This is a genomic window from Hyphomicrobium sp. ghe19, from assembly GCF_902712875.1.
Lineage (GTDB): Bacteria > Pseudomonadota > Alphaproteobacteria > Rhizobiales > Hyphomicrobiaceae > Hyphomicrobium_B.
This window is the reverse complement of sequence record NZ_LR743509.1, coordinates 2285926-2297660: the sequence shown is the minus strand read 5'-3', so window position 1 is coordinate 2297660 and position 11735 is coordinate 2285926. Positions and strand designations below refer to the sequence as shown.

Here is an 11735-nt window from a genome sequence, read left to right as displayed (position 1 = left end):
ATTGCGCCGACTGTTGCTTTCGGGCAACGGAAGATCGCCGGCAATTCCGCTATCTCAATAACTGAGTGTCAGCGTGGGGATTGAGTATGCCGGATCAAGCGCAGCCAAACCTGATCAGCAGAACGATAGATTACATCCTCGGCCGAAACACGCTGATCGGCATCGCCTCGTTCATGCTGCTGATCATCTCTGGATACGCGACCTGGCACGGCATGCGCGATTTCATCGTCGGCGTCTCCTCGACGCCCGCCGCGCCCGCCGGCGGCATTTCGATCTCGAATGACGTTCTCGTCGCTGCGGTCGTCGTCGCGCTCACGTTTCTGCTATGGCTCACGCTGCGCGAGACGTTCGGCGCCAAGCGTCGCCTCCGCGAGCGCATCATCACATTCCCGCTCTACGTATTCCTCGCCATCTGGTCGATCGGCTTCGGCTACGGCTTCTGGTGGAGCTTGATCTCAGGCCAAGAGGCAACGAAGACGGGCCTTGCCGGCCTTCAGGAGGATGCACGCGACGCCAGCGCCGCCGTCGCAGCACGGCTGGACGCCGTACGCGGCCAGCTCGACAACGTCGTCACCTGGTCAGACAGCCAAATGATGCGCGAGGAAACGAGTGGCGGCAGTTGCGGCGTTGCATCCGGGGCGGGGAAGGGACCTCTCTACAATGCTCGCAGAAGCGTGCGCGATGCCGTCAGCGCGCTGCGCGACGGCATGACGAGATCGTGGCTCGAACCGGTGCAGGCCGATGTTCAGTCTCTGCGCCAGGCGGCGGATGTGCTCGGCGGCGCGACGATCGAGGAACGCCAGCGCAACTTCGAGAACAAGGCGTCGGAAATTCGCGGCCTCGCGCGCAACATTGCAGTCCGCAGCAACCAGCTCGGTCAATCGACGGCATCGGAGATGCGCGCACTCGCCGATTCCGTATCGCAGCCGCCAGGAAAATCCGGGTCAGCGTGTTTCGATCCGACGCTCGCCGAGCGGCTGCGCGATGCGGCGGCACAGGCAGATCAACCCGCTGAGCTGAAACTGCGCGAAGCGGTGTTCAATGAGGGACCCGCTGGCGTTGCAAATGCCGTCAAAAACCTTTGGAGCAATATCGGCGCCTACACGGCGAGTGCATTCCGTTACATCGTCTCGGGCGGTAAAGTCATAACGGCCGGACACACCGATGAAGGCGAGCCGATAACGGGCCGCGATGTCATCGCGCTTCTGGCGACGATCGGCATCGACATGGGCCTTCTCGCGCTGGCGATCATCAACCCGCCGCGTGAGCCGCCGTCCATCCGCCCTTCCGGCACGCTCGCCCGGCAAATCCGCGATGCGATCGACACCGCAATCAATCGAGCGCCCGGCGCCGATCTCGAATGGGTGCGCCGGCACTTCGTTCATCACAACAAGGCGTCGTATCTGGTGATTCCAAATCTCTACAGCTGCGATCCCGATAATGAGGACGAAGCCGCGAAAGGAATGGCCGTCAATCAATTGGCAGGCGTTCTGAGTGATCTCGATCTCGTGCGCTGGCCCAAGGGGGGCAAGTGGTGGCTCTTGCAGGAGAACGAACTGCAGAAACTGAAGAAGGAGGAATCGCAGGGAAGCGATACCGACCTGACCGCAATCCGCAAAAAATGGGCGGAAGAGCAGGGGCTGACGGGCGAAGATCTAAAGCAGTACGTCGATAAGAGAGCCGTTCGAAATCACGGGCTGTTCTCGAAAGCCGAACGCGCGCTCGAGATCGCGGGCTGGAGCGAAAAGGCGCGGAGTGACATCGAAATCTTCAAGCTCGTCGATACCGATGGACTGACACCGCTTCTGATGGTCCTGAACGAACCGAGCGGCGCCCGGAACGAAGCTCCGGCCCAAGCCGAAGCGGCCTAGCGGACGTCAGATGTTTGCGATTTTTTGGAGCCAGTCGAGAACTTCCGGAGGTCCGTAGAACGAAGACTCGGACTCGGAGAAATTTTCGCCCGCAACCTTCAGGCCGAATCCGCCGAGATCTTCGGCCGCTCGGAACGCGTCCACATCGGCGATGTCGTCGCCGACCATCACGGGAATTTTGTTGGCAAACGGGGGCAACGTGGCGAGTTTTCTGAGCGCGCGTCCCTTCGAGAAACCAACAGGCAAAACCTCGACGACCTTGCGGCCTTCGCAGATCGAAAATTCATTCGGATATTTCGGCACGAGTGTGCCGAGCATCGTCAACAACGATGATTGAAGCTCCGGAGCGAGGCGATAATGCAGCGCAATCCCGCTGCCCTTGTCCTCGTAGACGATGCCGGGCAAATCCTGGGCAATCTTTTTAAGATCCATCGTCAGCGCCGGATTGAATGCAGGGGTGAGCGTTTCAATCTTGCCCTTATCCGCAAATCGCATCTGTCCGCCGTGAACGCCGGCCGCCACGAATTTCGAAGGATGGAGCAGGCGGTCAACTTCTTCCAACGGCCGTCCCGTTACGATTGCCAATGCGCCGTGCAACCGGTCGGCGATCTCATCGAGCAGCTTCGGAAGGTAAGCAGGCACGTGCACCGTCGAGGGCGTAAGCGCAACGTCGAGAAGAGTTCCATCGACGTCGAGGAAAAGCGCAACGGGCTCCCCATTGGCGATGAGGCGCTCGACCGCCTTGCGCGCAGCGATCGCTCGCTCCTCGCTCAACACGGCGTTCTCGCCGTGCGTGGCGCTTTTCTTCAGTTGCTGCGTCAAGAAATTTCCCCTGCTTAGATTGAAAAGCTGAATAACGGCGCTTCGCTCGCGCGTTCGATCTCTCGCTCTAATGCCGCCCTGGTGAGGAGACCAGTTTGGGTGTCGATGAATTTCACGACGCTGGCTGCGTTGATTGCTGCAGCACTCAGTGCACGCCCTGGATCTTGAGTGTCTGCAAGATAGCACGCGAATGTTGAGGAAAAAGCATCGCCGGCGCCCGTCGTTGCCGCTGCGACGACATGCTCCGCAGCGCGGTAATGAAGTTCCTGCGCTCGCGCAATGAATGCGCCATTGGCGCCGTCGGTGAGCACGATCACGCCGACGCCAAGTTCTATCAGTGTGCCGAGGAATTTAACCAATGACATTTCGTAGCCGCCGCTGCGCAGGCCACGCTTGGCGAGCGGCGGAATGGGCTCGTCGTTTTTCGCAATCAACGGGGCGCCCCCGTCCCCGAACGACTGCAGGAGTCGCGGCATCAAGGTCTGCGCTTCGGTACGGTTTATGCAGAGAATATCGATGTATTTCAGGCTATGCCAAAAATCATCGAAGCGCGCGGTGAGTTGGCGCACGCCGGGATTGACGGCAAGAAGCGCGCCTGCGGCCTTCGCGTGCTCGACGACAAGCGGATAACAGTTCGCCGACTGATTGCTGAGATTGGCGACATAAACCAAGTCGCGGCCTGCGAATGCCTGGTGCGGCAGATCGTTGGCTTCGACTTTCGTGTTCGCGCCGCGGTAAGTAAAGACCGCCGCGTTCCTGTCATGAGATGAAATAATGACAGATGATCCCGTCGGCTCGCGGTCGTCGACGGCAATCCACGAAACATCCACGCCCTCGGCGCGGAGCAGGCCGAGTATCGTCTTCCCCTTATCATCTCGTCCGATCTTGGCGATGATGGATGTATTGTGTCCGAGGCGAGATGCCGTAACGGCCGCGTTCACCGCGCCGCCACCACAGCTTGATGCGATTTCCTCCGCCTCCGTTTTGTGTCCTTCTTCTAGAAGAAGGAACGAGCTCTCGGCATTGCGCATCTTGACTTGTTCGATCTTGTCGCTCGCAATCGTGACGATCGTATCAACCATTGCGCCGCCAATGGTGAGGACGTTCATCTCGACTCCGTATGTTCCCCGACAAGATTGCTCGACTGCCTGAACCACTGATCCATTTCAGAGCGCCAGAGGCGGGCGCCCCCTGCAATTCCACTCGCTGGCGGAACGACACTGGCCCATGGCGGCAGCGCGAATGTGATGCGCCGCGAGTTGCCGCCGCCGATGTAGAGATGATCGACGTTGGTCAGAGCCTGCACAGCGGCGAGCACGCGCTTCGCCCGCTCATTCCAAGCCTCGTCGCCAAGTTCCAGATACGCGGCGTGACCGATATACTGGTCATAGTTGAGTTCGTCGTTCGCATGGTGCTGGCCAAGTTCGAGACCGAAGAACGCTGTCCCATTGCAGAAAAGGGCACAACCCATGCCGGTTCCGAACGTCAGCACGCATTCGCGGCCAGGCCCCTTCGCAACGCCCAAGCCATAGACGATGGCATCGTTCAGCACGCGAACCGGCACGCCGAACGCCTGCCCGAGTTCGTTCTCGAGGTCGAAGCCGTTCCAATGATGCGTGCCGAGATTGGGCGCCGTCTTTATGTGGTCTCGTCCAACCACGCCGGGAAACCCGACCGAAACGCGCCCGAACGTCGGCAACGTCTTCACGATATCGGTAATTAGGCCGACGAGTGCTTCCGGCGTGCTCGGCTTCGGCGTCTGCGTCGTAATGAATTCCGATATCAACGTGCCGGAAGCGTTGACCGTCGCCGCCTTGACGAGCGTGCCGCCTATGTCCACGCACAGAATGTTCGGATTGGACATGGCTTCATCCCGTTTGGGAACGTTTCTTCTATCCATGATGACACCCATTATGTCACCACATTGGCCGTCAATCGGCTAGGCGGGATGTTTTTTTTAGCTGAGCTCTGCAACCGTTCGAGCGCTAGCCCCATCTCTGGCGAGGACTTCGGCGACCGGGCGGCGCGGCGTTGCCCCGCCTTCATGAGCGCGGAGAAATAGCTGCGGCTCCAGTCGTTTGAATCGTTCTTCCGGATGCCGGTGAGTAACCGGTCATGGCGCTCGCGCCGTTCGTCGAGCGGCATTTCGAGGGCGATCCGAAGGCCCTGCACCATGTCGTTGACGTCGTACGGATTGACGAGAACCGCATCGCCGAGCTGCGCTGCGGCGCCGGCAAACTTCGAAAGAATGAGGACGCCGGGATCATGCGGATCTTGGCATGCGATGAACTCTTTCGCGACGAGGTTCATGCCGTCCATTAGCGGCGTCACCCACCCGATCCGGGATGAACGATAAACATCGCGAAGCTCGGCACGGGGAATGGTCCTGTGGATGTAATTGATCGGCACCCAGTCGAGTTCGCCGAAGCGGCCGTTGATCGAGCCGGCTAGAGATTCGAGCTCGGCCTTGATGTCGGCATAAGCTTCGACGCTTTCACGCGTCGGCGGCGCAAATTGCGACAGCACGATCCGACGGCGATAGTCGGGATATTCATCGAGGAATTTTCCGTATGCGCGGAATTTCTGCGGAAGACCCTTGGTGTAATCCAACCGGTCGATGCCGATGATCCGATTTGTCTCTGATGTGTCGGCCGCCTTCAATGCTTCGGCCTCTCCGGGGTTGAAGGCGAAATCTGCAGGATCGATGCCGACAGGGAAACATCCGATATCGAGCTCTGCGTCGAACACGCGAATGCGGCCCGAGGGCAAGAGCCGCCCGAAGACGCTTTGCTGAAGAAAGTCGATCAAATTGCGCACATCCGACTGCGTCTGCAGACCAATCAGATCGTAGGCGCTGAGCGCCCTGGCGATTTCCTTGTTTTCCGGAATGGCGAGTAACGCCTGGGCTGGCCCGACGGGAATGTGCAGGAAATAGCCGATAGGATTTTCGATGCCGAGCTTGCGCAATTCGAGCGCCATCGGCAACAGGTGATAGTCGTGCACCCAGATCACATCGTCGGGCTCGATGAGGGGCGCGAGATGGGACGCGAAACGCTCGTTCACCGCCACATAACGGGAATAATAGCCGGCCTCGAACTGCGCGAGATCGAGCCGGTTGTGAAACACTGGCCACAACACCGAGTTTGAATAGCCGAGATAATATTCGGCATAATCCGCAGGTGTCAGCGGCTCTGTCACCGTCGTATGGCCGTCCGCGCGAGAGACTTTTATCTCGGGGCAATCACCATCGACGATCTGACCGTCCCAGCCAAACCAGAAACCACTCTGTTGCGCGAGTGTGTTATAAATCGCAACCGCAACTCCGCCGGCCTGCTGAGCCACGTTGAAGTCGATGACCCGGTTCGAAACCATGACAAGCCTGGCCACGATAACTCCTTCTGTCCTACGCGTGAGCTTGGTAAAAGCCAGACCCCCGCGTGGCGTTGCACCTGGCTGTAAACCCCCGGGATTGCTATGGGTTCCCTCATTTAGCCGGAACTAGTGTCCTAGGCCTGATCTGCTTGGGCACCAGATGTAGAGATGCTGGCGACGAAGCGCATTCTTTGCCACAGCGGTCGGTCCAGCCCTCGCAAGCGCGCGCAATTCATGATAGCTACAGGGTCTAACGCAAATGGGGGACGGCGACGGCTCTTGAGCGCCGCCGGAATGCTGGACGGAGGCGCTGTGCCGTTCGTGGGGCGAATGGTTCAACTCGTCGACAATCTGATCGAACGTGTGTTTCCGCGATTGCGGCGCAGGGCACGCTACGCCTATCCGGCAGGCATCGCGATTTTCGTCTTCGCCGCGTTGACGCGGATGGGACTATCGAGATGGCTGCAGGACACCGTCCCTTTCTTGACGTTCTTTTTGGCGATCCTCGTCACTGCTCTCGTCGCGGGAACCGGGCCCGCCTTGCTGGTCACCGCAGCGTCCTTTTTCTTTAGCTGGTATTTTTTCCTTCCGGGTCCCGGCTGGGGCGAGATCACCCCAGCTACAGTCGTTGCTCTTGCAAGCTTCGCGGTCCTCTCGTTCTTCATCATCGCAGTCGTTCATCTCCTCAACCGAAAGGTCGAGAGTCTGGTGAACGAACGCGCGCGCAACGAAGCCTTGTTTCAAGACAGCGCGCTGGGAGAACTTCAACTCGAGCAGCTCAACATCGAGCTTCGCCACCGCCTGAAAAACACCTTCGCGGTCATTGCCGGTCTCGTCAGCCAATCGGCGCGGTATAGCCGCGACGTGGACGGCTTTGCCCAATCGCTCGCAGGACGTCTCTCGGCGATGGGCAATGCGATGGACCTGATCGCGACGCGCAGTTTCGTCGGCGCCTCCCTGCGCGAGCTGATTGCTGAAACGTTGAAGCCTCTTGTGCCGCCGGGCATCCAGCGGTTCGAAATGGGCGGGCCGGATACGATCATCCCCGGCGATGTCGCAAGCGCGTTGGCGTTGACGCTGCACGAACTCGGAACGAACGCGATCAAATACGGCGCCTGGTCCGATGCGCGCGGATACGTAAGCGTGAAATGGACCCTGAGCAAAATCGATGAAGATGAATTCTCCTTCGAGCTTGTCTGGAACGAGCAGGGCGGCCCGCGGGTCTCGGCCCCGGAACGGCGCGGGCTCGGAACCACGTTGATCGATAGCGGGTTCCCGACCGCGCAAGTGGAGCGAGAGTTCAACGAACACGGTGTCCGCTGCCGCATCGCCGCCATCGTCAAGCAGACGACGACGCGGCGCACGCGCGGCAGGGCAGCTTCGCTTTATTGACGTCGAAGCTCAGCTGACGTTCAGCGATCGGCGCGGCAGATGCAGGCCCGTGGCGGAAGTTTCACGCCCGGTCCGCTCCTGTTCGATGGAAGTCACATCGTGTTTTGGCGCCGGCCCCGACCAAGCCTCTTCCCACGTCTTCGATAATGTCATCGCCGAATTGATCATCCCAGCCATGGAATAGGTCTGGGGGAGATTGCCCCAGAGTTGCCCCGTCGCGGGATTGAGATCTTCGCTCATGAGGCCAAATGCGTTGCGCTTCTTGAGAAGTTCGCAGAATAGTCCGCGCGCTTCTTCTTTGCGCCCGACGGATTCGAGCGCGTCGATGTACCAGAACTGGCAGGCGAGAAACGCCGATTCCGGCAGGCCGAAATCATCCTCGGCCGCATAGCGCAACATCAAACCGTTACGCATCAATTCCCGGCCAACGGCATTGACCGTCTTGACGAACCGGGGATCGCTCGGCGGCAGAAATCCAAGATCGGCCACCAGCAGGACGCTGGCGTCGAGTTCCTCGTGATCGAACGCGCCTGTGAACGAGCCCCGCTTGTCGCTCCATGCCCGGCTCAGAATCTCCGCTCGGATTTTATCGGCGGATTCTTTCCAGTAGACGGCACGTTCGACCAATCCCAAAAGCGTAGCAATTCGGGCCAAGCGGTCGCAAGCGACCCAGCACAACACCGCCGAATGCGTATGAATGCGCATCCGGCCGCGATACTCCCATATGCCTGCATCCGGTTCCAAATAGAGACGGCGGGCATGCTCGCCGAGATATTCAAGCTCGCGAAAAAGGCTGACGTCGCCCATCCGCGGCAGCCGCTGATCGATGAACATCTGCGCGACGCCGAGTATGACGCTGCCGTAAGCATCATGCTGCAATTGGTCGGACGCGAGGTTGCCGACACGCACGGGACCCATGCCGAGAAAGCCCTGTAGGTGAGGAGCAATACTCTCTTGAGCGGCATCATTGTGAACGATGCCATAAACCGGCTTCAAAGGGCTCTGCGTGTCGGAGACAACGGTCGTGATGTAGTCGAGATAGTTTTCCATCGACTGCGTGGCGCCCAAACGATTGAGGGCGCGGATGACGAAATATGCGTCACGCAGCCAGCAGAACCGGTAGTCCCACGTCCGGGGAGTATTCGGCGCTTCCGGTATCGACGTCGTCAAGGCCGCTGTGATCGCGCCCGTTTCTTCGTAGGTGCAGAGCTTCAGCGAAATTGCCGCGCGGATGATCTCCGGCTGCCATTCGTAGCTGACGGCCAGCCCGCGCACCCACGTCACCCAGAAATCGCGCGTGCGTTCCAGAAACTCTCGCGACGTGGAATCGATCGAGCTTTCGATCGGCTCGTCCGCACCGATAACGAGCGTCGCGGGATGCGTCAGCGAAAACGATGTCTCGTGCGCGATATAAGATACGGGAAGATCGGTCGTGACACGAATGGATGAAGAACCGCAGAGATAGCGAACGTGGTTCGATCCGTACGATGAGTTGGTGACTGGCTGCCCGTAATTGTACGTTGGCCGGACGCGCACGGAAATTCGCGGCCGTCCTCTTAGCGGCTCGATCCGGCGAACGAGTTGTGCAGGATGGAAGGGGCGATCGTAACGCCAGAAACGCGGGCAGAAGTCCGTCACTTTGACGCTTGCGCCATTCTCGGCAATCAGGATCGTCTCGAGAATGCTCGTGTTGCGAATGTAATACGATGTCGCAGAGACTTGCCCCTCGAGCACGACATCGCAAAAGCCCTTCTCCTCGTCACCGGCAAGCAACCGGCAGAAGATCGGGTCGCCATCCAGTCGCGGAAAACACCACCAGACGATGCGCGCGCCCTGATCAATGAGCGCAGCGATGCGTCCGTTGCCAATCGCTGCGACGTCGAGTGACGAGCGATAAGGAAGGGAAGTCGACAGAGTCATCAGGTCCCCCTAGGGAGTGAAACTTGCAAACGGGAACAACTCCGAAGCGACGGCGTTGGTTGCCTCCGGCGCGCAATGCAGGATCGATGTCCGGCGCGCCGAATGAATTCCCGCAGGCCTTGAAGCAGGGTGTCCGGCTCGAAACATGCTCTACGAAGGCGACGGCTTCGTAGGAGATCGGGCGAACAAAGGGGCATTTCAAGAGCGAGTATGGGAATGGTGCACGATCTTCGACCGGGCGGCAGAAGCTCCGCTGGCGGAGGTTTCCGGCCGGGCCCAATATCCAAATCTGAACTGGATACCTAACTTTTGACGAGCGATTTTAAGGAACGCGCCGTTATCCATTTCGACGATGGTGCGCGCGAGCCGTCCAAGACCAGCTCCGCGACCATCGCAACTTGAGAGTCGGAGAGGACCGCAGCCTCTACGCGACTTGGTTGGAGGCACTATCGACGGTGCGGCGCTCCTCGGCGCCGTGTGCAAGCATGGTCACAAGATCCTTCACATCGGCCGGATTGTAGGGCTTCGTCAGATGCGGGTAATCCCGCAGCCGAGGCGGTAGAAACACGAGATCGTTGTATCCCGTCGTGAAAGCAAACGGGATCCGGCGCCGGTCGAGGATTTCAGCGATCGGCGCGCTGTTGTCCGCACCGAGATTTATGTCGATTAACGCAATGTCGAAATTGCAATCGGCCGCGGCCTTGAGGCCGTCGGACAGCCGCCCAACCGGGCCAAGCACGGTATGACCTTCCGCCTCGAGATCGAGCTTCAGCTGCATCGCGATGAGAGCTTCATCTTCGACGAGCAGGATGCGACAGGGGCGATGAGGCGCCGGTATGTTGGCCGCCACCAGCGGTCCACGCGCTTTCGGAACAATCGCGATGTGGCGCGTCCCCACCATGTGTGTCCGTGTCGACAGTTCGCCCTGGAAGTCGAATTGAAAACCTTCCGGCGCGAAAGTCATTTCTGCAACGCCACCGCATTCCGATGCAGCGCTGCGAATGACCGCGAGCCCAAATCCGTTGCGCTCTGGTTTGGCGCAAACCGGTCCGCCGCGCTCCCGCCACGAGAACCCGATCTTGTCGCCGTCCGGCGTCGCGATCCGTGACCAGCTGATGGCAACCCTTCCGCCGGGCGCCGAAAGCGCTCCGTGTTTTACCGCGTTCGTCACGAGTTCGTGCAGCACGAGGGCCATGGACTGACCGAACTTCGATGTCAGCCGGACGCGCTCGCCGTCGACGACGATGTCGTTGTCCGATCGCGAACGGAACGGCGCCAGCGCGCCCTGTACGAGTTCGTGGAGATCGACGCCCGTCCAGCTGCTCTGCCGCAAAAGATCATGCGCAGCCGACATCGCATGAATGCGCCCGTCGAGCGCCGACGCGAACGATGCGACAGAAACCGCGTTGGAACTCGAGAGCCGGGCAATCGCCGCAACGTTGGCGAGGATGTTCTTCACCCTGTGATCGAGTTCGGCCATGAGAAGCTGCTGATGGCTCTCGGCGGACTTGCGATCGGTGATGTCGAGCAGAGTTCCAAGCACGCGCGGCGTCTCGGCGTTGCCGGTGCTGAACGCGCGAGCGCGGGCGAGAATCCATGCAACGCCGCGCGCACCCGTTACGCGAAATTCCAATTCGGCGGTCGTTTCCGCGTAATTCGCAGTGCGAACATAGCTGCGGACCATTTCGCGGTCGTCTTCGTGCACGAATTGAACAAACGACTCGAAGGTTTGATGTTCCGGCAGGTTGCTATGAAGAACCTCGGAGATATTGGCTGACCATTGCAGGGTCTGCGCCTTCTGGTCGAATTCGAATGTCGCGAGGTTCGCGGCCTCACTCGCGAGGCGAAGCCGTTCCTCGCTCTCTTGCAGGCGGGCATGGGATTCTTCGAGCTGCAGCGCGCGTTGGCGCACGCGCTCCTCCAGCTCGGCGTTGAGCGTATCGAGTTGCCGGCTCTTTCTAAAGAGCTCGACGAAAATCTGGACTTTCGCCTTGAGGATTTCCGGCACGACCGGAACCGACACGTAATCGACCGCGCCAGTTCGGTAACCTTTGAGCAGGTCATCGATTTCAAGGCGAACAGCCGAGATGAAAATGACGGCAGTCTTCTCGTGCCGCGGGTGGTCTCGGATCATCGCCGCCAGCTCGAAACCATCGAGATCCGGCATGCAAACATCCATCAGGATAACGGCAATGTCCGTTTTGAGCAGCGCAGTCAGCGCTTCTTCCGCGGTCGTCGCCTTGATGAGGTTCGCATCGAGGCCATCCAGAATGGCTTCGTACGTCAGCAGCTTTCCCGGCTGATCGTCGACGAGAAGAATGTTGACGAGTTCTGTCGAAGCGGATTCGCCTGTCATGG

General features: G+C 59.7%; 8 protein-coding genes. 2 read left to right on the top strand and 6 right to left on the bottom strand.

The features are described from left to right. Positions 1–86: 86 nt before the first annotated feature. Complete coding sequence (locus tag AACL53_RS11015; protein WP_339084545.1) at positions 87–1871, top strand: hypothetical protein; 1785 nt, start codon at positions 87–89, stop codon at positions 1869–1871. Positions 1872–1877: 6 nt separating this feature from the next. Here the strand turns inward: AACL53_RS11015 and otsB are convergent, their stop codons facing one another. The 4 genes from otsB to AACL53_RS10995 are packed head-to-tail and all read right to left on the bottom strand — an operon-like array spanning position 1878 to position 6080. Then, positions 1878–2693: a trehalose-phosphatase gene (gene otsB, locus AACL53_RS11010; protein ID WP_339084544.1), complete on the bottom strand. Its 816-nt coding sequence runs from the start codon at positions 2691–2693 to the stop codon at positions 1878–1880. Between the two features lie 14 nt (positions 2694–2707). Then, positions 2708–3802: a carbohydrate kinase family protein gene (locus AACL53_RS11005; protein ID WP_339084543.1), complete on the bottom strand. Its 1095-nt coding sequence runs from the start codon at positions 3800–3802 to the stop codon at positions 2708–2710. After that, positions 3799–4593 (bottom strand): ROK family protein, encoded by a 795-nt coding sequence (locus tag AACL53_RS11000; RefSeq protein ID WP_339084542.1) that lies wholly within the window; start codon positions 4591–4593, stop codon positions 3799–3801. Before AACL53_RS11000 ends, AACL53_RS11005 begins: the two co-directional genes overlap by 4 nt. A gap of 11 nt (positions 4594–4604) precedes the next feature. Then, a complete protein-coding gene (locus AACL53_RS10995) occupies positions 4605–6080 on the bottom strand; it encodes a trehalose-6-phosphate synthase (protein WP_339084541.1) in 1476 nt (491 codons plus the stop codon). 279 nt (positions 6081–6359) lie between these two features. Between AACL53_RS10995 and AACL53_RS10990 the strand changes: the two genes are divergently transcribed. Beyond that, positions 6360–7457, top strand: a complete 1098-nt coding sequence (locus AACL53_RS10990; RefSeq protein ID WP_339084540.1) for an HWE histidine kinase domain-containing protein — start codon at positions 6360–6362, stop codon at positions 7455–7457. 9 nt (positions 7458–7466) lie between these two features. On the opposite strand, the gene AACL53_RS10985 is transcribed toward AACL53_RS10990, so the two are convergent. Both AACL53_RS10985 and AACL53_RS10980 read right to left on the bottom strand, forming a co-directional pair. Further along, positions 7467–9377, bottom strand: a complete 1911-nt coding sequence (locus AACL53_RS10985) for a glycoside hydrolase family 15 protein (RefSeq protein ID WP_339084539.1) — start codon at positions 9375–9377, stop codon at positions 7467–7469. 424 nt (positions 9378–9801) lie between these two features. Beyond that, positions 9802–11733, bottom strand: coding sequence for an HWE histidine kinase domain-containing protein (locus AACL53_RS10980; RefSeq protein ID WP_339084538.1), 1932 nt, complete (start codon positions 11731–11733; stop codon positions 9802–9804). Positions 11734–11735 lie beyond the last annotated feature (2 nt).

What these genes read in the sequence shown, in the direction of transcription:
- AACL53_RS10985 (WP_339084539.1), bottom strand. Translation starts at nt 9,377, where the DNA reads ATGACTCTGTCGACTTCCCTTCCTTATCGCTCGTCACTCGACGTCGCA.
- AACL53_RS10980 (WP_339084538.1), bottom strand. Translation starts at nt 11,733, where the DNA reads ATGACAGGCGAATCCGCTTCGACAGAACTCGTCAACATTCTTCTCGTC.
- AACL53_RS10990 (WP_339084540.1), top strand. Translation starts at nt 6,360, where the DNA reads ATGCTGGACGGAGGCGCTGTGCCGTTCGTGGGGCGAATGGTTCAACTC.
- AACL53_RS11005 (WP_339084543.1), bottom strand. Translation starts at nt 3,802, where the DNA reads ATGAACGTCCTCACCATTGGCGGCGCAATGGTTGATACGATCGTCACG.
- AACL53_RS11015 (WP_339084545.1), top strand. Translation starts at nt 87, where the DNA reads ATGCCGGATCAAGCGCAGCCAAACCTGATCAGCAGAACGATAGATTAC.
- AACL53_RS11000 (WP_339084542.1), bottom strand. Translation starts at nt 4,593, where the DNA reads ATGGATAGAAGAAACGTTCCCAAACGGGATGAAGCCATGTCCAATCCG.